Origin of the sequence: Paenibacillus sp. IHBB 3054 (assembly GCF_051594305.1) — a bacterium.
Classification (GTDB): domain Bacteria; phylum Bacillota; class Bacilli; order Paenibacillales; family Paenibacillaceae; genus Paenibacillus_AQ.
The window spans coordinates 12,356-35,017 of record NZ_JBOFBG010000036.1; the positions used below are offsets into that span (position 1 = coordinate 12,356).

Annotated in this window: 19 protein-coding genes and 2 pseudogenes; 13 read left to right on the forward strand and 8 right to left on the reverse strand. The window is 45.5% G+C overall.

Translation table 11 applies throughout. The annotated features are described in order from the left end of the window. The first annotated feature begins 11 nt into the window (after positions 1 to 11). From cydD to ACQ76X_RS27425, 10 genes are all read left to right on the forward strand, one after another. Positions 12 to 1,769 (forward strand): thiol reductant ABC exporter subunit CydD, encoded by a 1,758-nt coding sequence (cydD, locus tag ACQ76X_RS27380; RefSeq protein WP_438496948.1) that lies wholly within the window; start codon positions 12 to 14, stop codon positions 1,767 to 1,769. Beyond that, positions 1,762 to 3,483 (forward strand): thiol reductant ABC exporter subunit CydC, encoded by a 1,722-nt coding sequence (gene cydC / locus ACQ76X_RS27385; protein WP_438496950.1) that lies wholly within the window; start codon positions 1,762 to 1,764, stop codon positions 3,481 to 3,483. Before cydD ends, cydC begins: the two co-directional genes overlap by 8 nt. Positions 3,484 to 3,632: 149 nt before the next feature. After that, complete coding sequence (locus tag ACQ76X_RS27390) at positions 3,633 to 4,514, forward strand: ATP-binding cassette domain-containing protein (RefSeq protein WP_438496951.1); 882 nt, start codon at positions 3,633 to 3,635, stop codon at positions 4,512 to 4,514. Between the two features lie 82 nt (positions 4,515 to 4,596). Beyond that, on the forward strand, positions 4,597 to 5,967 hold the full coding sequence (locus ACQ76X_RS27395) for a right-handed parallel beta-helix repeat-containing protein (protein ID WP_438496953.1): 1,371 nt from the start codon (positions 4,597 to 4,599) through the stop codon (positions 5,965 to 5,967). Then, the gene (locus ACQ76X_RS27400) at positions 5,964 to 6,524 is read left to right on the forward strand and encodes a nitrous oxide reductase accessory protein NosL (RefSeq protein WP_438496954.1); all 561 of its coding nucleotides are present in this window, start codon (positions 5,964 to 5,966) and stop codon (positions 6,522 to 6,524) included. Before ACQ76X_RS27395 ends, ACQ76X_RS27400 begins: the two co-directional genes overlap by 4 nt. A gap of 2 nt (positions 6,525 to 6,526) precedes the next feature. Next, on the forward strand, positions 6,527 to 7,348 hold the full coding sequence (locus ACQ76X_RS27405; RefSeq protein ID WP_438497017.1) for an ABC transporter permease: 822 nt from the start codon (positions 6,527 to 6,529) through the stop codon (positions 7,346 to 7,348). After that, on the forward strand, positions 7,341 to 8,060 hold the full coding sequence (locus ACQ76X_RS27410) for an ABC transporter ATP-binding protein (RefSeq protein WP_438496955.1): 720 nt from the start codon (positions 7,341 to 7,343) through the stop codon (positions 8,058 to 8,060). Before ACQ76X_RS27405 ends, ACQ76X_RS27410 begins: the two co-directional genes overlap by 8 nt. After that, positions 8,057 to 8,584 carry a TlpA family protein disulfide reductase gene (locus ACQ76X_RS27415; RefSeq protein ID WP_438496957.1) on the forward strand — a complete coding sequence of 176 codons (528 nt, stop codon included), beginning with the start codon at positions 8,057 to 8,059 and terminating at the stop codon, positions 8,582 to 8,584. Before ACQ76X_RS27410 ends, ACQ76X_RS27415 begins: the two co-directional genes overlap by 4 nt. A gap of 153 nt (positions 8,585 to 8,737) precedes the next feature. Continuing rightward, positions 8,738 to 9,304 carry a hypothetical protein gene (locus ACQ76X_RS27420; RefSeq protein ID WP_438496959.1) on the forward strand — a complete coding sequence of 189 codons (567 nt, stop codon included), beginning with the start codon at positions 8,738 to 8,740 and terminating at the stop codon, positions 9,302 to 9,304. A gap of 19 nt (positions 9,305 to 9,323) precedes the next feature. Further along, positions 9,324 to 10,817, forward strand: coding sequence for a TniQ family protein (locus ACQ76X_RS27425; RefSeq protein WP_438496960.1), 1,494 nt, complete (start codon positions 9,324 to 9,326; stop codon positions 10,815 to 10,817). A 545-nt stretch (positions 10,818 to 11,362) separates the two neighbouring features. Here the strand turns inward: ACQ76X_RS27425 and ACQ76X_RS27430 are convergent. The 4 genes and pseudogenes from ACQ76X_RS27430 to ACQ76X_RS27445 form a co-directional block, all read right to left on the reverse strand. Then, the gene (locus tag ACQ76X_RS27430; RefSeq protein WP_438496961.1) at positions 11,363 to 11,812 is read right to left on the reverse strand and encodes a DUF1905 domain-containing protein; all 450 of its coding nucleotides are present in this window, start codon (positions 11,810 to 11,812) and stop codon (positions 11,363 to 11,365) included. Between the two features lie 51 nt (positions 11,813 to 11,863). Then, positions 11,864 to 12,334, reverse strand: a complete 471-nt coding sequence (locus tag ACQ76X_RS27435; RefSeq protein WP_438496962.1) for a DinB family protein — start codon at positions 12,332 to 12,334, stop codon at positions 11,864 to 11,866. A gap of 274 nt (positions 12,335 to 12,608) precedes the next feature. Next, positions 12,609 to 13,256: a FusB/FusC family EF-G-binding protein gene (locus ACQ76X_RS27440; protein ID WP_438496964.1), complete on the reverse strand. Its 648-nt coding sequence runs from the start codon at positions 13,254 to 13,256 to the stop codon at positions 12,609 to 12,611. Positions 13,257 to 13,859: 603 nt separating this feature from the next. Next, positions 13,860 to 15,171, reverse strand: a pseudogene (locus tag ACQ76X_RS27445) (IS91 family transposase). A gap of 315 nt (positions 15,172 to 15,486) precedes the next feature. Between ACQ76X_RS27445 and ACQ76X_RS27450 the strand changes: the two are divergent. Next, positions 15,487 to 15,900 (forward strand): MarR family winged helix-turn-helix transcriptional regulator, encoded by a 414-nt coding sequence (locus ACQ76X_RS27450; RefSeq protein WP_438496965.1) that lies wholly within the window; start codon positions 15,487 to 15,489, stop codon positions 15,898 to 15,900. A 3-nt stretch (positions 15,901 to 15,903) separates the two neighbouring features. Further along, positions 15,904 to 16,656: an SDR family NAD(P)-dependent oxidoreductase gene (locus tag ACQ76X_RS27455; RefSeq protein WP_438496966.1), complete on the forward strand. Its 753-nt coding sequence runs from the start codon at positions 15,904 to 15,906 to the stop codon at positions 16,654 to 16,656. 153 nt (positions 16,657 to 16,809) lie between these two features. On the opposite strand, the gene ACQ76X_RS27460 is transcribed toward ACQ76X_RS27455, so the two are convergent. The 4 genes from ACQ76X_RS27460 to ACQ76X_RS27475 all read right to left on the reverse strand — a co-directional run bounded on the left by ACQ76X_RS27460 (position 16,810) and on the right by ACQ76X_RS27475 (position 21,375). Next, a complete protein-coding gene (locus tag ACQ76X_RS27460; protein WP_438496967.1) occupies positions 16,810 to 18,768 on the reverse strand; it encodes an FtsX-like permease family protein in 1,959 nt (652 codons plus the stop codon). Then, the gene (locus ACQ76X_RS27465) at positions 18,758 to 19,522 is read right to left on the reverse strand and encodes an ABC transporter ATP-binding protein (protein ID WP_438496968.1); all 765 of its coding nucleotides are present in this window, start codon (positions 19,520 to 19,522) and stop codon (positions 18,758 to 18,760) included. The genes ACQ76X_RS27460 and ACQ76X_RS27465 overlap by 11 nt, the downstream gene beginning before the upstream one ends. A gap of 79 nt (positions 19,523 to 19,601) precedes the next feature. Continuing rightward, the gene (locus tag ACQ76X_RS27470; protein WP_438496969.1) at positions 19,602 to 20,645 is read right to left on the reverse strand and encodes a sensor histidine kinase; all 1,044 of its coding nucleotides are present in this window, start codon (positions 20,643 to 20,645) and stop codon (positions 19,602 to 19,604) included. Further along, positions 20,635 to 21,375 (reverse strand): response regulator transcription factor, encoded by a 741-nt coding sequence (locus ACQ76X_RS27475; protein WP_438496970.1) that lies wholly within the window; start codon positions 21,373 to 21,375, stop codon positions 20,635 to 20,637. Before ACQ76X_RS27475 ends, ACQ76X_RS27470 begins: the two co-directional genes overlap by 11 nt. Positions 21,376 to 21,717: 342 nt before the next feature. Between ACQ76X_RS27475 and ACQ76X_RS27480 the strand changes: the two are divergent. Further along, positions 21,718 to 22,656: pseudogene (locus ACQ76X_RS27480) on the forward strand (ABC transporter ATP-binding protein). The last annotated feature ends 6 nt before the right edge of the window (positions 22,657 to 22,662 follow it).

Sequence of the window (22,662 nt, forward strand, 5' to 3'; positions counted from 1 at the left end):
GGGGAGTTATCATGAAGAGGAGAACCGGTCTGATCTCAGAGTATATGTCTACACAAAGGAAACGTCGTGCTCTATTAGTAGGCTTCTCGCTTGCACTCGGTGTAGCCATAACATGCCAGGCCGCTCTGCTCGCGGAAGCCGTCGACAAGATTTTTGTAGAGCGCGTATCCGTTTCATCGGCGGCTGTTATCCTTGGCCTGTTACTGGCTGTCATGGCTGTGCGTACGCTGCTATCTTATGGAAACGGGTTAATCGGCTTGCACATGGCTGCTGATGCCAAGACAACGATGAGGGCCAGAGTGCTGCGGAAGATGACCCAAGCTTCTGTACCCTCGTCACTTCGCGGGCAAACGGGCGGCAAGGTAAGTGTGGCGCTGGATGCGGTGGATGAGGCAGACAGTTATTTCAGCCAGTACATGCCAAGAATGATGGAAGCTGCGATAATACCAATTCTGATATTAATCGTAGTCTTTACCCAGCACAGGAATTCCGGATTGATCCTGCTGTTTACCGCACCCTTTATTCCGATATTCATGATTCTTGTAGGGCTGCAGACCAAGAACAAGGCAGAGGAGAAATTTGCACAGCTCGCCGGATTCTCCGGGACCTTCCTCGACTCTCTTCAAGGGCTGGTTTCGTTGAAGCTGTTCGGCCTTGCCCGTCGCCAGCAACAGGAGATAGAACGCAGCAGTCTGGGGTACCGGGATGCGACAATGGGCATTCTGCGGATTGCCTTTACCAATACCTTCATGCTTGAATCGATCGTTATGCTGGGCATTGGCATTATTGCGCTTGAGCTGGCGCTTCAGCTTCTTGTCTTTAAATCTCTTTCTTTTCATACCGTGTTTTTGATCCTCCTGCTGGTGCCTGAGTTCTACAATCTGTTAAAAAACACGGGAACTGCTTTTCACAGTGGCCGCACCAGCATGGGAGCACTTCGTAAAGTGGAAGAGATGCTTGTAGAAACAAAAGAAGAGAGCGCGGCAGCGGATCAGCCGGCGGCAAGCGAAGGAGGCTTGCACCGGATGCCACCTACCATTGAGCTGAGGGATATCCGGTTTCAATATGCCCCCGATATGTTCGGGCTGTCAGTGGGTTCAATATCATTACAGCCGGGTGAGCAAATCGCCATTGTCGGAAAAAGTGGGGCCGGCAAAACAACGCTGCTGCATCTCATTGCAGGACTGCTTAAGCCGACAGCGGGAGAAGTGCTGGTGAACGGACGCCTGCTTACGCAAATCGATGAGACTTCTTGGTTTGATCACGTCAGTTACATTACTCAGCACCCGTATATTTTTGCCGGTACGTTTGCCGATAATATTGCGCTAGGCGCTGGCAGGAACGTCTCCAGGGCCGAAGTCGTTCAGGCGGCGGAAGCCGCGGGACTTGCTTCTGTTGTGGCTGAACTGGAACAGGGCTACGATACCTTTGTAGGTGAAGGAGGCCGGGGATTGTCAGGCGGCGAGAAGCAAAGGCTTGCTCTGGCACGTGCCTTCCTGAAGCGTCCAGCGGTTATTCTATTTGATGAGCCCACGGTGGGATTGGACCTGCATACCGAACGCGTATTGCAGCGGTCTATTGTTGAACTTGCCGGTAAAGCAACGATGATTACCGTGGCTCACCGCCTGTATACGATCCGCCAAGCCGACCGCATATTGTTTATGGACAAGGGAGAAATACTGGACTGTGGAAGCCATGATGAGCTTCTTGAGCGACTGCCCCAGTATGCTGAAATGGTGAAGGTGGGGAAGGGGGAGCAGCATGAATGAGCTGGCTATTTTGACCAAGGCAATGCTACAGGAACGGAAAGATATCGCTATGGCCATCATTGGGGGATTCATTGCCGGCATAGCGGGGGTGTGCCTCTTTGCAACAAGCGGATATCTGATCTCCCAGACGGTATTTGCCCCTCCGCTATATACCTTGATTGTGCTGACGTCTCTCGTGAAAATACTTGGTCTGGTGCGGGCGGCAGCGCGATATGCTGAACGCTTGTATACCCATCGGGCGACGTTTTCTCTGCTCAGCCGTTTGCGGACAGCTTTTTTTGCCAAGCTGGTTCCTTTGACACCGGGAGTACTAAACAAAAAGCGAAGCGGAGATCTCCTCTCACGTATCGTAGGCGATATAGAAAGCTTGCAGCACTATTTTCTACGAGTCGCCTATCCTCCGGTCATTGTCGTTATGGTGTTTTTGGCCACGGTTCTGTTTACTTCTGCCTTCTCCATCTGGATCGCTTGTTTGTTTGTACTGGGGATGCTGGCAGCGGCATTTGTGGTTCCGGCCGTTGTTATGCTTGGACAGAGGAAGAACCAGGGACGTGTTCGAGAGCAACGCTCGGCGCTTTCCACGGAAGTGACGGAATTACTTTACGGTTTCCGCGATTTAAAAGTGTACGGGCAATTGGAAAAACGCGGGGAGCAGCTTGAGTCCGCCTCTGCGGCATTGACGGCTGAGCAGCAGGCAGCAGCACGGCATTTGCTGCGCGGGCAATCGCTGCATGTATTTGTGACTTTTCTGATTTCCTGGAGCGTGCTGACCCTTGGTGCCTATCTGATTGTGGAGGGTTCGCTTGCCAGTGTGTTTCTCGCCATGCTGGTCATGACATCTCAAACTGTGTTTGAAGAAGCTGCGGCAATGGCCACACTGCCTGCATATAAGCAGGATAGTGAGCATGCTGCCAAGCGGCTTGAGGAAACAGTTAGGGCAGCTGATTTACTGGCGGAGCAGCCAAGCGGAAGACTTTCTGCCGATCAGGCCGTTTCCATTGAGCTGAGCGGTGTATCTTTTCAATATGAAGATGAATGGCGTCCGGCACTCAAGGACGTGTCCCTCCATATTCCATCTGGATCTAAGACCGCCATTGTCGGACCGAGCGGATCAGGAAAAACAACCATTATCGAATTGCTGCTTAAGCTGCGTACACCGGCGGAAGGCCAGATTCGGTTAAATACAACTTCGATTCAAGACCTGGATGAAGCAGGCATATGGCAAGCTGCCAATGTTGTACTCCAGCACAGCCATTTCTTTCGGGGAACCATACGGGATAATCTGCTGCTGAATGAGGAAGCTCATTCCGATGAAGCGTTATCGGCAATACTGAATAAAGTGCAGTTGCCGGATAAGCTCCTGGAAGACATGGTTTATGAGAAAGGAGAGAACCTGTCGGAGGGGGAAAAGCAACGCCTGGCCCTGGCCCGTGTGATGCTAAGGAAAGGAAGGTTATGGCTTCTGGACGAACCAACCTCTTCACTGGATTACATTACCGAGCAGCATGTGCTCAGGCACTTGTTGGCCCAGGCGGCAGGCGATACGCTTATTCTGATCAGCCACCGGCTGACCGGTCTGGAAGCGATGGACCAGATATTGGTCATGGACCAGGGAAGTATCATTGAAGCGGGTACCTATTCAGAGCTAATGAAGCAACAGGGCTATTTTTATGAGATGAAACAAATTGAGCTGCAACTGATAGGGGAAGCCTGAATTGGCTGATAACAAACAAAACATCGATATTAGATGTGACATAAATCACAAATCAGACACAAATGCTTGCGGGGATAGCTACATTGAGCTATAGGCAATGATCTTCCTTTTATTTACACTAAAAGCGTATTCATAAAGGGGAGCTCGCGATGGTAGAACCTGCTGGACCTAATGTATCTTATGCTATAGAAATTTCGCGGTACAGTGGAGGGTATAATCAAACAGATATTTTGAATGAACTAAGCTTTCATGTACCTATGGGTGAATCCGTAGCTATTCTAGGGGAGAACGGCACTGGGAAAACTACTTTTTTTCGCGCGCTTCTGCAATTACTCCCCAAACAAACAGGTGAATTACGTATTCTAGGCCGGCAGGTGTTATCGTCCCGGGACAAACAGTGGGTACGCTCACAGATAGGCTATGTTCCTCAGACGCAAGGAGCAGGCAAATTTCCGATCTCGGCAGAGGATTCCGTTTTGCTGGGCAGGTGGGGGAAATCTTTCAGTTGGGGAATACGACCCAGCAGGAATGATCGTGAGCTATCTAAGTATTATATGGAAGCGTCGGAGGTATCCAAGGATAAGGCGGCGACGATTGAGGTCGATAATACTCCCTACGGTTATATCAAGGCAGCCCGCAAGCTTGCCGCTATCTGGGGAACTGAGGCTGAAGAAAGCAATTGGGAGCAGGATTTGGGTCAATTAACAGCAGAGATCGAACAGGCAGCCCGGCAGCATGAAACTTCTAAGAAAAAAGTAATCTCACAAGTTTATATGACTCCATTGTTGAAATGGCTTGGTTATGAGGTTGTCGGAGAATTCGGTCCAGATGAGATGACACCTACACAATTGGCTAAGCTCGCGGAACTTAAACCAGACCTTATTATTGACAATGTCCATATGCCTCAGGGTTTTAGCGAAATCTCCAAAGAAACGAAACGAATAGAGCTAAGAAGCTATCCCTCTGCCGAGCAAAGAAGCGTCGAGGATATTCTGAGACATAATGCGGAGCAGCTTGGACTATCTAACTAATGTACTCATCTGTAGTACGTTTTATATCCTTTTTATATTGGGAATGATAGAGTGAAAAGCAATTCACACAAGGGGGTGAATAATGTTTATAAACAAAAGGAATCATCTTTTAAGTGTAATTAAAGTTCTACTTTTAATGATGGCGGGCTTGTTATTCATAAGCTTGTACCATTGCAGTACTATCAGTGCAGAGACAAATGCAGATGCGATTCCGCTGCAGCCTATTATCGATGCGGCTCGCAGCGGAGAGGTCATCATGCTGGCTCCGGGAACTTACTCAGGACCGGTTCACATTGACAAGATGCTTACAATTAACGGAAACAACAACAGGGCCACTCTGCTGAACACTTCTGCGGAGGGACAGATTGCAGTGCTGATCCGTGCAGATGGCGTACAGATGACGAATCTGAATATTCAGCAGAATAATGACGGAGAAGCGGCTGCGGTGCAAGTTAAAGCCGACAGGGTTACTTTATCGGGTCTGGCGGTTCATACTGCTGGCTTTGGAATTGTACTCCGTGAAGCGAACAGTGGAGTGATTACGAAGAATAAGATCCGCTGGTTTATTCCGAAAGGGGCTGTACCGGGGACAAGAGGCAATGGTATTGATCTCTACAACTCTCATGGCACTGAGATTAAAGAGAACGAAATCGCTTATCTGCGGGATGGAATCTATCTGGAGAACAGCCGTAATACGGTAGTAGATCAGAATAAGCTCTCCTATTTGCGGTATGGTGTACACTGCATGTATATCAATGGATCTAAGATCATCAACAATGTGGGGGAATACAACATCACCGGCGCAATGGTGATGGGCGTGACCGATGTTGTGGTTTCTGGCAACTCTTTTCGCAAGCAGAGCCAGAATGTCCATTCGCAAGGAATCTTACTCTATGATGTGCGTACCTCAAGTATTGTCAACAATGCTGTAGAGGGGAACCGAGTGGGGATCTATATGCAGCAATCCTCAGACAACATTCTTCAGAACAACCTTGTGCTCAGGAATTATATCGGAATTCAGTTTGAGGATGCGGAAGGCAACCGTTTTCAGCGGAACGGGTTTGTAGCCAATGTCATTGAGGCACAGGCAACCGGGAGCAGAGACAACGAAATGACCGGGAATTATTGGGACGCTTTTGAAGGGCTCGATCTTACAGGCGATGGCGTAAGTGATCTCCCATTTGCCATCAATCCGTTCTACCAGCAATTGATTTCCAACAATGCAGCCTATCAGCTTTTTTTTCAGTCACCGGGTATGACATTTTTAAGCGATATGTACACAAACGGCAAAAGCCAGTGGTCGACTGATCCGGCGCCGTTAATGCAATTGGCGGCAGGTGCGGCTGCGGAGGGGCAAACAGGCGGCGGCCAAGGTACGGTTATGGTAGTGGGTTGGCTGCTGCTGTTTTTATCAGTAATTTCAATCATCTACATGGGGGTATTGAGGATATGAAAAAGTGGAGTGCGATTTTAATAGTGATGTTGGGTTTACTGGTCCTTTCAGCTTGTGGTGGTGGGAAGAAATATGCACCTTTGGCAATAGATGAAGCCGTTGATATTTGCGTCATTTGCAACATGCAGGTTAAGGACGATGCGTTTGCCACACAATTAACTACAAAAGACGGCAAAAATTATAAGTTTGACGATATCGGCTGCATGAACGAATGGAAGGAAAAGAACGGAAGCGAAGATATCGGAATGGATTACGTCCGGGACTATAACGACAAGGAATGGGTTGAATTCAGCAAAGCAAGTTATGTGTATGATGAGTCTCTGCGCACACCTATAGCTTATGGGGTTATCAGCTTTAAGGACGAGACGGCTGCCGAAGCTTTTGTAAAAGAACAAGGTGTGGGAACGGTTTTGACTGCCTCAGATTTAGCTTCCCATGAATGGAAGCAAAATACGGATATGATGAATATGGATATGAACGGCGGGGAGGGTCATATGGAAGAGCATATGTCTGAAGATCAGGAAGGCATGAATACAGACAAAGAGACGGATAGTTAATGATAGCAGACATGCTGCAAGTAGCCCGCCGAGAACTAAAAATGGGATTTCGTAATCCCTGGTCTTATTCTTTTTTGGGTTTGTTCTGCACATTCAGCTTAAGCTTACTGCTGATTAATTCACAGAATGTGGTTGAAGGCTATACGGCCGTCACGGGTTCCATGCTTAGCCTTATTCTGTACCTGCTACCGCTCATGACCTTGTTCCTAGGTTCATTCTCGTTAACCTCGGAAAAGGAAGAGGGTAGCTGGCAGCTGTTGTCTACCTATCCTATCGGGACGATGTCATTTGTTCTGGGCAAATATATGGGACTTGCCGCGGTGCTGCTCATCATAGTTGCTTTTGGGTATGGGCTCATGGGATTGATCAGCGGGCTTCTCGGTATGGCTTTTGATTCCGCTACCTATTTTCTGTTTTTGGCATTTTCCGTGGGACTTGTATTATTGTTTCTGACGATTGCCTTGTTTATCGGATCATTGTCCCGCAACCGTTGGCAAGCCCTGACGATCTCCGTCGCCATATGGTTTTTTGCAGTTATCGGCTGGCCGAGCTTTCTGATCGCCGGTCTGGGCTTGGTGCCCTATCTCTGGGTGAAGCCTTTGCTTGTGGCCTTCACCATTCTTAACCCGGCAGAGCTTGTCCGTCTATTCGTTGTCATTAAGCTGGGCGGAGGTTCAGTGCTGGGGCCTGAGTATTATCAGTGGGTAGAATGGATTGGAAAATCGGGCGGATCTCTGCTGTTTATGGGTGTATGTCTCATTTGGATACTTATCTCTATTCTGTTAGTTTATTGGATATGGGAAAGGGGGCGTTCCCGTGGATAACGCTTTAGTAAACGTCAGCGGAATATCCAAGGTCATCAAGAAGCAGACCTTAGTGGAGGAGATCAGCTTTCAAATCCCTTCTGGCAGCATCCTTGCCCTATGTGGCGGCAACGGGGCAGGCAAAAGCACAGTTCTGCGCATGATTGCTGGTATTCTACAACCGACAACAGGTGAGATTTCCGTCAATGGTCTTCACTGGAGGGAGTCTCGTAAGAAATTCTCCACACAAATTGGATATATGCCGGACGACTACCAATTCACACAAGGTTTGTCCGCAGAAGAAACACTGACGTTCTGGGCAGCGCTTCGCAAGGTTCCTAAACGGAGAGCCAGAGTCGAAGAAGTCCTTGCCTTGGTGGGCCTTGAGGACAAACGCAACCGTCTGGTAAGCACGTTCTCTAAAGGCATGCGGCAGCGAGTCTTGTTTGCCCAAGCGCTGCTGGCTAAGCCGCCGCTCCTGATTATGGATGAGCCGACGAATGGTCTTGACCCTTTCTGGATGAATGGATTTGTAAACCTACTCCAAAAAATCCGGGAAGAAGGGCACACCGTGATTTTCTCAACACATCAGCTGGAAATTGCAGATAAGGCTGCCGATCAGATTGTTTTTCTGAACGCAGGAAGAAATGCTGGTTCGGGCAAAGCCGAAGCATTCCGCGCAGAGTATGGTTCTTTGTATGCTGCCTTTAACCATAGTCTGGGGCTGTCATGAGGCTGCGCAGAATTGTTGCTTTGCTGCTTGTTACCGTCATTGGCGCGGCAATCGTCTGGGTATTCATTAATCATTCCAATCAGGCTCGGGTTGAGGGGATCGAAGAAGGAGCTTCCGCTCCAGATTTTAAGGTTATGACGTTGTCTGGCGAGAAGGTCAGCTTGACAGAACACCGTGGGAAAGTAGTGCTGCTCAACTTCTGGGCTTCCTGGTGCAAGCCCTGCATGCAGGAAATGCCGCTGCTGAATGAAATCCATCAGTCCTCCAATTCCCAAATAGAAACCTTGTTTATAAATGTTGGAGAATCTAAGGGTACGGTATCTGAATATATGAAAGAACGCCAGTTTTCGTTCCCTGTCGCTATTGACGTTACCGGTAAAATCTCGACGGTCTTTGGAGTTACTGCGCTTCCCTCTACCTTCATTATTAATGAAGAGGGAGAGATAGCAAAGATTAGGCTGGGCGAAATCGACGATTTCACCTTGCTGCAGCAATGGCTGGCGGATGCGAAGGTTACACAATAATGGAGTTGCTTCAAAGAGCTCAAAGATGGCTGTCGAAGCCATCTTTTTTGCGTGCACAAAAATGTGGATTTTATCATATTTTAATTGAATAGCTCGTACATGCATGGATAGAAATACAAGCCCTCAAGTAATCTACGTCGTTTGGTTCTAATAATGGACGAAGCACACCGTTTAACCGAATTCCATTATAGTTGGCTAATGGACATCTATAATGCACTTATTCAGAAAAAAATCTCCATGACCGTTATCTCTGTTGGGCAAGAAGAACTTTTGACAAGACGTACTTTATTTCTCGAGCAAAAGAAGTCGCAGATAATTGGACGTTTCATGACCCACGAACATCATTTTTTTGGCATAAGAACTGTGGAAGATATGCAGCTGATTCTAAGTGGTTATGATTCTCCTGAAATATCTTCTTATCCAGAGGGAAGCGGATTGAGTTTCAGTCAATATTTCTTTCCAGAAGGATATCTAAAGAAGGAACGACTCGAGAAGGAGGCAAGAATGTTATTCAGTCTTTTCGGAGAAATGCGCAAAGAACATGGAGTATCTGCAGCTTTGGAAATTCCAATGGAGTATTTTTCATTCACTGTAGAGAATGCTTTGAAAAAAAACGGAGCTCATGGTGATCAACATTTCTGGATAAATAAAGCGCAATGGAGAGAAGCTATTGAAATGTCAGGTTATGTAGAATCAGAAATCTACATGGCCCTTGTTTAATTTGGATGGAGGTACTACAATGCAAGCAATTTGGAGAAATGAATGGATTCATGAATATGAAACTCCCTGGTCAATATTTGGAAAATTTTCACTGACAAATCGAATAGAACGAAATCACCTTATGAAATATCTTGGAAATAATGAAGTAAAATCAATTAAAAATAATTTAATTGGTGAGAAGCGGAGAGAACTTTTTGAATTGAGTGGATTTTCCGAAGAAATGCTAAATGTAATGTTTGACTATAATCTCGTTGATTTCACAAAAAAAACGATTGATGCGATAACTAAGCCTCTAATCAATACTAACTTTCCTAAACAGTATTGGTTTTTTAAACACTTAAGATGGTGCAAAGAGTGTCTTTCATATGGATACCACAGCTGGTTGCATCAATTTATACTGTTAAGTCACTGTCCTTATCACAATTGTGATCTTTTTGATAAATGCCCAGGTTGTGAAAATGAACTTCCATTCACTTACTCCAATAAATCATTGGATACGCCCTTTACATGTAAATGTGGCAATAAATTAGCGGATTTTAATAATACGATGTGGAGTTCCTGGAACATCAGACTCAAAGTCACTAACAAATCTACAATAGAATGGCTATCGGAAGAAACAGAGCCAAGACAATATAGCTTTCATTTCATACCAGAGATGTGTCATATAGACTTATTAACTCAAGCCTCGCTACCTTCTGCTACACGATATTTTGAAAAAACTTCAAGTGATCTAATTACTTTAAATGAATTCAATGAATACTGTTATTCAAACAACTTTACAAGAGATTTATATAGCCGGAATGTAAAGATATATTATACTGCAAATCGTTATTTGATCAAAAAATATTTAACGGAACATCGAAAATGTATCGAGCAATTTGCGCATCTTCTCAGAGAAGATAATAAAGAGTTTCCTACTATATGCCCTTTAGCATATGGGTATGTGAACTGGAGAAAGTATCTTTTAAAGAAAGATCATTTTTATAGTATAAACACAAGAAGTAATGGTACAACTTTACATGGAGGAAACTCAGGCTTTGAAATGATGACTAGTGCAATTCAAAGTGAAGTTAAGAAGCTACTTCAAACCATTGTTAAACAGAGCAAAGAGAAGGGGATAAATAGTAATATTTTGTTGTGGATTCACGATCAATGGGTTTCTAGGTTTGCTATACTATTTTTTTGCAACTGCTTAAAATACTCAGAGTTAATATTAGAACAACAAACTAAGATTAGATGGCTAGAAATACTTGAATTAACAAAATCAGAATTTAAAATTGCTTTCAAGATAATAGAATCAAAAGAAAAAATAAAAATAGATGTTTTATATAAGAACCAGAATATTGCTGATTTTAATCAACATAATAGGTATAAGTGTCCATATACGACCTTAAAGAAAAAAAGAGCAATTTCAAAAATGAGATCGTATACACCAATGCGAATCGCATTGAATTGGCCAGAAAACAATGCCTTAAAGGATTACGTAGATTCATTTGTAAAAAAACATGACTAAACGCCAATCAAAATGCAGTAAAAAACACTTTAAACGACTGTAAACAACCGATTATTTACGGTTGTTATTTTTTTTGCATTACATTAGAAAGGGGAGATCGGCAATGGGACCAAGTTCTTGTCCTACAAGGGACTATGTTCTTGTCCACCGACAGTTGTTTGTGTTGTCCTAAAAGGGAGAGTATATATCAACCCACATACATATGTACAAAATACGGGTTTTGTGAATAAGTATCAAGTAAATAAATCGGACCAGCCTAATTCAGCCATTTTTGCATCTGATCCGGCTTATTATGCTTTTGGTATTATAAATGATATTTTACTACTCTTTATCATTTTTTTAGAATATTTAATTTCTTTTACCTGCATGATACTTTTCATTTATTTAATGTGTTCATTCAATACGATATTCTGTAATTAGACTGTACTTGGTTATGTAACTCGAATCGTCTGAATTATCTAATGAATTTCTCCGGATCAAAAGTCCCGCAATCAACTTTCTTTCATAGATTGCGGGACTTTTATGTAATTTTCATACTACAGGATTTATTTATCTTGAAGTTTATTAATTAAAGCTATTACCCGGTTATTCTTTGTTTCTTCCTTTTTAGCTATTTCAATATAATTTATCTGCTCTCGCTTAATGTAATCAGGCTGAGTTAGGAATGTATTCAGTATGTGGTGATCTTCAAGGCTTTTTGAAATGTAATCAGGCAAAACAATATTACGGTTCTCCTCACATTTTTTAAGAACTACATGGAGTTTGTCACCGAGCTCTTTATGTACTGCTCTTCGAATAAATTCATTATAAACAAAATAATGCCCATTTTTTGACGGCAACAACGTATGGTCAAACTCGTGCCCGTCAACGGAGATTTGAACAGATACTTTACCATTAGTATCGAATACTTCCCTTACTGAATATGGGAAATAAACTACTTTCCATTTCATTTTACCTTCCAGCATCTTTATCTCACTATCAAATTCATAAACCATATTGAATAACACTCCTCATTGTAAAGAAGCTGATTTCTATCACTCACGTTATCATAGCCACTTTACTGCTTCTAGGTGGTTCGAATTCAGTATATTGTTGCAATAACCTATATGATGTTGAACATGTCGGATCTGCATTAGGATTACATCAGTTTTAGTTATTTCTTCGAATAGTACACATGGTTCCAATAATCTGTCATCAGTAAGTTCATCCAAAAACCTACGGGCCAGACTCAATATCTCCTCAACATACTCCGTCATTTCCTCTTTAGTAGGGTAGTCAGAGCACTCCTTATCTAGGGCTTCTGTTATATCCTTGCCGAAGTCAGGTATTTTGAATTCTTCCTCCTTCTGCTGCCTAAACCAAAATTTCATACTGGTTGTAGCATGAAATATCTGCTTCCAGTATTTTTGCTTGGCATCCATCCAAAAATCATCAGGACATACTTCGATAAGTTGCTTCAACATTTCTAACGTCGGTTCAAACTGTCTTCTTAAGACAGCTACCATCTTGTCACTCATGCTCATCAACTCAATTCTCATAATTTAGTATTGAGACTATATTCTTGATTTCAACAACAAAACCTTCTCATTCTCAGCAGTGCTATTGGCAAATTTGTGAACCCCTAAACTAGCTCTACCGAATATGTATTTCAAATAGTTTCCTGATCACTTCGGCGTTCCTCGCTCAGTCTGAATCGCCTTTCAACATTCAATTTACGCGATCTAATAAGCACTCTTATACACGGAATAAAGTAAAACAGGCTGCCTCTATGGCAGCCTGTCGTAGTTAATGTTATTTCCGAACCGAAAAAATGAACTTCTCCAATGATCCTATATCGGTAATGCTCTGATTACAAGCATCGCTCTCCAGACATACGTACTGGCCAATAGAAGAAATATTATCCGGCGAAGCGTTCGCTGGCTTGGTCTTAACCGTGAGGAATGCAAGCTCTTGATGACGATTACAGAACAAGCAGTACCCTTTCTTGTTAGTGGGCGTGATTCTTCCCTCGATACCAATGAACTGTCCTTCAAACGGATAGACAATGAATAATTTGTTCGTAGCTATGTCTACCCAACTCAGATACGTTACATATCGGAAGTCGATAGATCCTAAGTCAGGCACCTTCAGCTTCTTATTCTTAGGGAATAGTTTCTGAATCTGCTTCAACGTAATTGGTGGAAATGGCTCCAGATAGGGTTCTAATGCGCTCAGAAATCTCTGGAAATCATATGCACTTTCGAAGGTCGTTATTTGTTCCAGCATTTGCTGCTGATAATTTGTAAGATTAGGAATGGCTTCAATAATATTCGCAGCTGCACGATATCTTACAGTCTTCAAGACGTTTCGATCCGCGACGGTTCGCAGCGTTTTCTGCAGAAAATCCGTTTGTTTCTTAATGACGTTATATTGATGGTTTCTAATAAATGGTGTATTCATAGCTCTTCAGCCCCTTATTTTTTATATAAAAACATAAGGGGCAAAGCCTATTATTAGAAACGATAAAGTCAAGGTTGGGCGATCGTATCCATCCTACCGCCCCCACGCAAAGTATCGCCCCAGATTAGGCTTTGCATGAGGACTTCCTAGCTAATGAGCAATTCTGCTTTGCCATCAGTAAAACCCCCAATCAAATTCACATGTGAAAAGTATATCAAGAAACCCCAGGAGGTGCAATTTTTCTGTTTCCCTCACACCTATTTTAATACCAATACATGTAAGTGGTATCAAGATAAAAAAACTCCCCGCTCTCTTGAAAATGTACCTGTAAGCTTCAATTCCTCTCCGCTCTGCATACTCATACCTCAGCTCAAATGGAGATAAGCTCTTTATAAAGAAAAACCTGAAGCTCTGCTTCAGGTCCTTTTCACATTCGGTGTACCTTCTATCATTTGGTACTCGTATCCATGGACTCCCTTGTAATACTCCGGATACATTTCTCCGCCACAGTGCTCACAGCTAAATTGGGGCGGAGTCATCGGATCTCCTCCGTCCATTCGATCAAAATCGCGCACGACCTTTTGCGGGATTTCCTCCGTTTGCTCACACTCCAAACAGACATAGTTGACTACCTCTTTGTTCGGTAGACCGCCTCCCATGCCTCCGGGCTCTCTTTTCTTCTTTTTCACGGGCTTTCGTTTCTTCGATACGGGTGAGATCTTCAATCATCCTTTCTAAACAACCTCGTGTTCGCTCACAAGCTGCATATCTTATCGTCAGTTTTCCTTCGTTTAGACAGACTTCTCCCTTAAACTCATAATAGCATTCACACTTGGGACAGACCATCGGATCTGTTCCGCTTCCTTTTTGGATTCGTTCTCTCCATTTTCTTCGCTTGAGCTGTCTTTGCGCACGCACAATCCACTTCCGGGCCTCTTTTTGCCAGCGGGTCACGAGCTTTTTGCTGATTTTCTTCAGCTTCCGGGAATACACCCCATAGTACCGGATCGTTTTAAAATGTTCATCTGGTATATGTCGGATCACTCTCGCGATGAATTCCTCTACCGTCACTTGCTCTGTCTTTTCTTCCCCGCTTTTTTTATCGTAATAGCTAAAGACGACGTGCTCTCCGTCGTAAGACTGAATTCGCTTGAGCGCAATCGCAGGTCGCTTGATATACCGTCCAATGTAGCCCAACTGATTTTTGACGTTTCCTTTTTGCTTCGGAGCATGCACATAAAAGCCTTCTCCATTCGCGGAATAGGCTTGCTGTAGTCTCGACTGCACCTGTTTCTTTTCTTCGGCGTTCAAGCTTTTTCGGATCAGCTTCAGCACCACCGTTTGCCATTGTTTCCTCAGCATTTCAAAGGGGACGTAATCATACGTCTTCCATTCTCCACTTTCCTTCATCCCCCCCCATGGTCACCAGCATATGCACATGAGGATTAAAATTCAGACGCGAACCAAAGGTGTGCAGCCCTGCAATGATTCCCGGGGTCACCTTATGTTTTTTTTTGAAATGTTCTTGAATGATTCGTACGGCCTCGTCCATAAATTCTTTCAGCATTTTTCGATGCAGCAAAAATACGCTCCACAGTCCCTCATCGATCGTAAAGACGACATGCCGATGATTGACTTGAAACACATCCTCCAGAAGCAACCGGCTCCATTCTTCTGTTTCTCCACAAGAGCATGTCGTGCAGAAACGTCCCTTACAGCGGTACGGAACTCTCCGGATGTCGTGGCAGCCTTCGCACACCAGAATCTTGAATCCATGGCGTGGATCTCCACAACTCTGGAACTTCTGCACTTCTTTGATCACATTGGGCCGAATGTGTTCTTTATGCTTTTCTACAAAAGCGTCCCAGTGCTGATGTTTATCGAAAAAAATCTGCTTCAGAATATTCGAGTCCATTTCTCTATTTTAGCAAAAATTTAAATAAGGGGTAAGCTTCGCTTCCCCCAAAACATATAAATTCTTATCTTTCAATAAAGGGACCGCATAAATTATGCGGTCTTTTTGGCATGTTATCTGTAGTAGTCAATGAGTGCATCACTCAAGCTAAATTTTACCATCCCCTCCCATGCTCCAGTTCAGTTGACTGACGTTCTAAAAAGGTTTACATTTAAATAGTTAAACCATATTAACTATTAAAATCTTTAAAGTATATTTTTGAGGTGATGACTACTGGACAAGCAGGATCAGCTATCTTATTTAATCAGCCGCCATATGTTGACACTGGTAGCGAGCTACACCAAATTACTGGACAACAATTTAACGGCGCCCCAATATTTTATTTTGCAGACCCTGGCGAAGTATGACATGCAGACCAGCTCCTATTTTGCCAATGTGCTGGGTGTAACGCTCTCCGCCATCACCAATTTAAGCAGTAAGCTCGTTCAGAAGGGATATATTGAACGTGTGGTATCTGAAACTGACAGGCGCCAGGTGCACTTGAAGATTACAGACCAAGGGCGTAAAGTCGAACAACGGATGCTGGAACGGTACAAACAGCTGACAGACGGATTATGGAGTGAATTTTCCGGCACAGAGCTGGACCTTCTCATCCATTCTTATCAGAAAATGATCGATCATTTAGAGCTGAATATGAACATAACCAATACACAGTCACAGGAGGAATAACACATGGGAAGATTAGATCATAAAGTAGCGGTAATTACTGGAGCAGCCGGCGGGATGGGTAAAGCAGACGCCCTGCTGTTCGCCAAAGAAGGCGCTAAAGTTGTAATTACTGACTTACAGGAAGAGAAGCTGCAGGAGGTTGTCCAAGAGATCCGGGAAAACGGCGGCGAAGCCATTGGAATAAAGCAAAACGTTGTCTCCGAAGAGGATTGGGCACGGGTCGTTGATGAGACCTTGAAGGCATACGGCCACATCGACATTCTCGTCAACAACGCCGGTGTTTCTGATCCGACTCCATTTATGGAACAAACCGTGGAACGCTGGGAGAGAACGATGAGCATCAATGTAACCAGTATTTTCCTCGGACAAAAAGCAGTCATTCCGCACATGATCGCAGCCGGCGGCGGCTCGATTGTCAACATCTCTTCGATCGCCGGGTTGACCGGCGGAAGCGGCGCAGGTCCATACACTGCCAGTAAAGGTGCCGTACGTATGCTGACCAAGGCCACTGCTGTAGATTATGCCAAGCATAACATCCGCGCCAACTCCATACATCCAGGCTATATCGAAACTCCAATGACCGAGGATCTGCTCAAGGATGAAAAAATGAAGCAGTGGTTCTTCGCACAGACTCCGCTTATGCGCCTGGGCACAGCTGAGGACATCGCCAAAGGCGTCCTGTTCCTGGCTTCGGATGATTCCTCCTATATCACAGGCGTTGAGCTGCCAATCGACGGCGGATACTACGCCAAATAAATAATTATAGGGCGCGATTCTGCATTTACAGCAAGCTGCATTGCACACCAAAGACCCAGGTTGACGGACTATCCTCCGCTCCCGGGTCTTTTTTCGTTTGAAATCTGTTTACCCCTATCCTTTATTACCTTTGTTCGTTCATCCGCCTCACCCTCATGCTGCACTGCTCAGCTTGCGCACAACCTCCTGGCTGTACTTTCTCTTGGTCATGGTATAGAAGCTGAGCTGAAAGACAAAGTAAACTGCCACTACAAGTGTTGTATTCTTCATAAACTCCGGTAAAATATCCGATCCGCTCATCACATGCGTAATCAGATAGATAAATGAGTATCCGAAGATACTGCCAAGCACCAGCGGTACAAAGAAAGTAATCAGCAGTTCGGCAGATACAACACTTCTAACCTCCTTTTCGCTGATTCCGATTTTATACAACTTTCTAAAAAAGACTATAGCATTGCCCATCTCCGTGTATTGCTTGAAATACAGCACCATCCCGCCGGCCGTAAAGAACAGAATGCCGATCAGCGAGGTTACGAACACAAATAGCGAATAGTTCTTTTTCAATTCTTTGTAAGCATCCAGCTTCGAAGCGACAGGGAACAGTGTCCCGCTTCCATCCGGGTCTCCTGCATCCAGTGTATGCTTAAGCTGCTGCAGAACCTTCTCTGTTCCTCTCCACGAAGCAAAATCCACTCCGTAATGTGTGCCGATTGCTCCAGAACCGACCTTAGACAGCATTTCTTTGTAATCTTGGTCATTGACGATAATCCCCGAGCTGGACGGATACGTACTTGCTGTAGCGAACCAGCCGCCATGATAGGAAGCCTTCACTGTATAGCTGAACGCTTGACTGCCGTCACTCAGCACTAACGCTGTTCCTGGCTCTACACCATGCATCCCGGGCTCCCAGGCCGTAATAATGTTTACAGCTTCCCCAACTGGAACTTCTACGCTTTCCCCAGTCAACAGATTATACATTTGTTGCGAGATCACCGGCTTGCTATGCAGAACATCGTATTTGCTGCCCTCCCGGTTCATAGCGAGACTTAAAAAGGTGGTCGTCTCCATCGTCTTGAACGGTTCCGAAGACCCCTTCAGCAGCTCTTGCAGCTGTTCGTTCCCTATAGCGTGAATACCGCCTACCGACACAAACTCAATATCGTAGGGATTCCTCTCGGCGATACTTCCCGACAGCTGAAGCAGTGAAAAGGGCGACGCTACCAGAAAGATGCTCATGCCGCTGAGAATGCTGAGAATGAACATGATCCGTTTGTTCTGGTTGAATTTATGATGAATCTCCGTGATAGGCAGAATATGATGGTAATAAAAGCTTTTGTTCTTTAAGAGGCCGATCAGTGTATTTCCCAAATGCGCGATCACCATGTATATCCCTGTAAAACACATAAGGATATAAGCAAGAATTAGGAAAGGGTTCGAATTGAGATTCTCCTGATTGGCAACAATGACGAGAAATATTGTGGACAAAAGAACCAGCAGGACTCCTGCGATTCCGAGCTTAACGGCATTACGGTTCATGGAATTATCAAGCATGCGAGAATTCTTCATCAGGTCAGAAAGCTCCAGCCGGCTGAGCTTCACACTCGACAGTGTCTGCGACACGGCGAATATGCAGGTAAAGACCCCTACAGTTGTAATAAAGCTTGCCGGGCTCAGGGAATACGCAACCCCTTTCAGTTCAAGCAGGTCAATCGCCGAATTCTGAAACAGTCTGGAGAAGATCGTGCCGGTAATAATGCCTAGTAACAGTGAGAACAGGTTGATCATCAGATTTTCCAGTGCGGTGATTTTCTTCAGATCGTTCTTATGCATACCTAGTGACATGAGGATGGCAAACTCCTTGCTCCTGGCCTTGATGAATGAGGAATGAGCGTAATGGATGAAAAATACCGAGAACAACGTCAGCGCGGCCAGGCTCATTAGAAACACAATCCAGATCAAATCATCTGCGGACTCCTTACGGATGCTTTCGTTAAAGAATAGCGCTGCATACAGGAAAAAAATCGTAATCGCAAAAGCGCTGCAGATGAAATAAGAGAAGAAATTCCTGAAGTTCCGTTTAAAATTTTTGATCGCGATATCTTTAAACGTCATTTCGTTCCCCTCCGATAATTGCCAGGCAATCAAGAATCTGATCAAAGAACTCTTTGCGGACACCATTGCTGACAATCTCCATGCAGATAGCTCCATCCTTGATGAAGATAATCTTTTGGCAGAAGCTCGCGGCGAAGGCATCATGGGTAACCATCAGAATGGTGCTGCTGCGTTCCCGGTTCATGGTCTCCATACATTTCATGACAGCGTTCGAAGACTTGGAATCGAGATTGCCTGTAGGCTCATCGGCGAAAATAATGTCCGGATCATTGACGAGCGCCCGGCTGACCGCAACCCGCTGCTGCTGGCCTCCGGAGATGTTGTACGGATACTTCCCGGCAATGCCGTCAATGTCGAACAGCCGCATAATTTCTTCGCTTTTTGCCTCCATATGCGCCTTATCCTGTTTGTCGAGGATCATCGGCAGCATGACATTTTCCTTCAAGGTCAGACTGTCCATTAAATTGAATTCCTGAAACACAAAGCCGAGATGATTGCGGCGAAACAGCGCCATTTCATTTTTATCGAAAGCAGTGATGTTCTTTCCGCCGATATATACCTCTCCGTGGCTTGGTTTGCCAATTCCACTGAGTATATTCAGCAGTGTCGTCTTGCCGCTGCCGGAAGGCCCCATAATGCCGATAAATTCCCCCGCTTCCATATTAAAACTGACGGAATCCAGCGCGACTGTAGCATTCTCCCCATTTTGAACACCATACACTTTCCTAACGCTTCTTACCTCCAATACACTCATGCTGCGTTCCCCCCTTGACCGGAATAGACTCTGCCATTCATCTCAGTTGTTACCTCCATTGTATTGAAGCGCATAAGGGTTATCCATTCATTTGCGTTACGTTATCTTTCATTTTTGAAAGGTAGGTAATCCTCACCTCAGTACCCCGCCCTACCTTTGACTCAATCTCCAGCGGATGTCCCAGCTTCCTGGCAATTTCAGAGCAGACGTATAGGCCGATGCCAGTCGCCTGATGCTGTGACCGCCCATTTTTACCGGTGAAGAACGGCTGAAAGACCCGCTGCAGATCCATCTTGTCTATACCGATGCCTTCATCACGGATGGAAAGCACCGTAAGCGCACCAGCCTGTTCAATATGGAAAACAATTGGCTTGGACCTTTCCTTGGCATCCGAATATTTAATGCTGTTAGAAATAATCTGCTCCAGCATGGCACTGTTCCATTTGCTGTCTGTCGTGACTCTTATATTCTCGTACGGGCATTCCACCACAGGATATACGTTGTTGTAGATGTATTGATTGCGCTTGCTGTTAATGATACTTCTCAGCGACTCTAGCAGATTGATATTCTCCGGGTTATAATCACGGGTAAACTGCTCCAGCCGGAAGAACTTCAGCATCTGATTGAGCATAGAGAACATACGTTCTTTTTCTTCTTCAATGTGCTTTAGGGCTACCTCTTCACCGGTTCCGTTCAGCTTATGATTCTGCAGGATCAAATCTATGACTGACAAGGGCGTCTTCATATTATGTATCCATTGGGATAGAAAGGCATGCGTGTTCGCTGCCTGCGTCTGCACCTCGTGGAGTTGTTCCTGATAGGTATGATGAATGCGCTGGATTAATGTGATAATGGCCAACTGCTCGCAGGAGTAGCTTTTATCTTCAATATCAACATTCTCGGTCAGCATCATGATTTCTTTGCGGGTTGAGCTGTATTTAATAAACCGGAAGATCATAAATACGAGATAGAGATACAGATAAATGCTGAACATATACATAAGCTGGATGCTTCCGCTAATGTAATGCTTGCAGTAAAGGCTCACCAGGAGGTGGCTGATAAAGTAGAACAAAGTAATCCCTAGATGATCCCGCATAAAATCCTTGAACAATCTAACGTTCATCAGACGAGCCTCCCATCGAAGAGGAATCAAAGATGTAGCCCACCCCTCGCTTCACCTTGATCACATCCTGAAACCCGAGGCTGAGCAGCTTGTTCTTGACCCTTGTTACGTTGACGGTCAAAGTGTTGTCCACCACAAAGTGAACATCATCCCACAGCTCCTCCAGCAGTTCTTCGCGGGTAACAATCGTATCCCGTTTCTCCAGCAGCTTCTTCAGCAGCTTGTATTCGTTCTTGCTCAGCTCCTCCACTTTACCACTCCGGGAAATACTGAAATTGCGGTCATCCAAAAGAAAGGGCAGTGCAGCTTGCACCGCTTCCGGCTTATTCGCATACTCTCCATACCCTCTGCGCAGAATTGCCATGATCTTGGCCAGCAGCACCTGAACATTCAGCGGCTTTACGATATAATCATCCGCACCGAGCTCCATACAGAGCACCTGGCTGGCTTCTTCATCTCTGGCGGATATGATCAGGATCGGTACAGTTGTTTTCCTTCTGAAGACACGGCAATAATAAAACCCGTCGTAGTACGGGAGATTTAGGTCGAGCAGCACCAGCTGCGGTGCCTCCTGCTCAAACAGAGCCTCTACGTGCAGAAAATCTTCAACTGCCACTACTTCATAACCATATTTACGCAGGATATCCGTAAGTAACGTCCGGATCCGGGTATCATCTTCAACAATCATGATCTTGAACAAAGCGCCACCTCTTTCATCTACCTCTGTCATCAAAAAATCTCATATTTCCTTCGAAATAGATATGATAATAAGCATCACCGTTGAAACAGCAATCTTGCTCTAGAGCCTTACGAGGTCTGGCTGAAGCTGAATCCGGATACTCCGACTGCGGAGTTATATCAAGGGATTGAATCTGCGAAGCTTAATCTTACCCATATAGTCAGCACCAGAGAGGAGCTGGTCCGCTCCAAAAACGATCCCTTCCTCATGGCGCTAAACGGCATTCTGACACTTGGCTTCCTGATCTCGATCCTTGTTACGTTTGCCGGATTTTTGCTGTACTGGATTCTTTCGTTGAAAGGCAGAACACTGCAGAATGGCATTATGCGGGCGATGGGCCTTTCACTACGGCAGTTGATCGGCATTTTGGTCAAAATCTACAAGGCAGCCGATCTGGAAGTATTTGCGCTGCAGGGCCTCGTTCTGCAGGTGGAGGCCGGAGAGCTGATGGCGATCATCGGCAACAGCGGCAGTGGCAAATCCACCCTGCTCAATATGCTGGGCGGGCTGGACCGTCCCTCCGCAGGCAGCCTTAGTGTGGACGGCAAAAACATGCTGAAGATGAGCGACCGCGAGCTGGTCCGTTATAAGCGGGAAAGCATCGGCTTTGTGTGGCAGAACAACGCACGCAATCTGATCCCTTATCTGACAGCTCAGGAAAATGTGGAGTTGCCGCTTCTGCTTAGCGGCCGCCGCAGCCGTGAACGGGCTTCTGAGCTGCTGGAGGCTGTCGGCCTCACGTCCCGAAAAGGCAATAAGCTGAATCAGCTCTCCGGCGGCGAGCAGCAGCGGGTGGCCATCGCGATTGCGCTGGCCAATAACCCCAAGCTGTTGCTGGCCGACGAGCTGGCCGACGAGCTCGATTCCCGGATGTCGGAGCAGATTCTAGATCTTTTCCGGGAGTTGAACCGGAAGTAGGGCATCACGATCGTCATTGTGACCCATGACCTGATGCTGGCCCGCAAGGTCGGCCGTGTAGTCTCCATCCGTGACGGCAAAACCTCCTCGGAAATGCTCCGCCGCGTTTCTTACACAGAAGAGCTTGAAGAACTGGAACGCGGTATGGAAGCAACCGCTGCAGCCGGGCAGAACTCCCATGTGGAGTATGCCATCCTTGATAAAGCGGGACGGCTGCAGGTTCCGGCGGCTTACCTGGAGTCGTTCGGCGCCAAGGACGCCAATAAGGTGAAGCTGGAACTGGCCGATGGGAGCATCGTGCTCACCCCGTCGGATGTCCCTCCCCAAAACGGCGGAGAAATCTGTACGGATTAAGGGATT

Coding starts and splice junctions, on each gene's coding strand:
- cydD (WP_438496948.1), top strand. CDS start 12: ATGAAGAGGAGAACCGGTCTGATCTCAGAGTATATGTCTACACAAAGG.
- ACQ76X_RS27415 (WP_438496957.1), top strand. CDS start 8,057: ATGAGGCTGCGCAGAATTGTTGCTTTGCTGCTTGTTACCGTCATTGGC.
- ACQ76X_RS27425 (WP_438496960.1), top strand. CDS start 9,324: ATGCAAGCAATTTGGAGAAATGAATGGATTCATGAATATGAAACTCCC.
- ACQ76X_RS27435 (WP_438496962.1), bottom strand. CDS start 12,334: ATGAGTGACAAGATGGTAGCTGTCTTAAGAAGACAGTTTGAACCGACG.
- ACQ76X_RS27390 (WP_438496951.1), top strand. CDS start 3,633: ATGGTAGAACCTGCTGGACCTAATGTATCTTATGCTATAGAAATTTCG.
- ACQ76X_RS27460 (WP_438496967.1), bottom strand. CDS start 18,768: ATGACGTTTAAAGATATCGCGATCAAAAATTTTAAACGGAACTTCAGG.
- cydC (WP_438496950.1), top strand. CDS start 1,762: ATGAATGAGCTGGCTATTTTGACCAAGGCAATGCTACAGGAACGGAAA.
- ACQ76X_RS27400 (WP_438496954.1), top strand. CDS start 5,964: ATGAAAAAGTGGAGTGCGATTTTAATAGTGATGTTGGGTTTACTGGTC.
- ACQ76X_RS27420 (WP_438496959.1), top strand. CDS start 8,738: ATGGACGAAGCACACCGTTTAACCGAATTCCATTATAGTTGGCTAATG.
- ACQ76X_RS27440 (WP_438496964.1), bottom strand. CDS start 13,256: ATGAATACACCATTTATTAGAAACCATCAATATAACGTCATTAAGAAA.
- ACQ76X_RS27455 (WP_438496966.1), top strand. CDS start 15,904: ATGGGAAGATTAGATCATAAAGTAGCGGTAATTACTGGAGCAGCCGGC.
- ACQ76X_RS27395 (WP_438496953.1), top strand. CDS start 4,597: ATGTTTATAAACAAAAGGAATCATCTTTTAAGTGTAATTAAAGTTCTA.
- ACQ76X_RS27470 (WP_438496969.1), bottom strand. CDS start 20,645: ATGAACGTTAGATTGTTCAAGGATTTTATGCGGGATCATCTAGGGATT.
- ACQ76X_RS27475 (WP_438496970.1), bottom strand. CDS start 21,375: ATGACAGAGGTAGATGAAAGAGGTGGCGCTTTGTTCAAGATCATGATT.
- ACQ76X_RS27465 (WP_438496968.1), bottom strand. CDS start 19,522: ATGAGTGTATTGGAGGTAAGAAGCGTTAGGAAAGTGTATGGTGTTCAA.
- ACQ76X_RS27430 (WP_438496961.1), bottom strand. CDS start 11,812: ATGGTTTATGAATTTGATAGTGAGATAAAGATGCTGGAAGGTAAAATG.
- ACQ76X_RS27450 (WP_438496965.1), top strand. CDS start 15,487: ATGTTGACACTGGTAGCGAGCTACACCAAATTACTGGACAACAATTTA.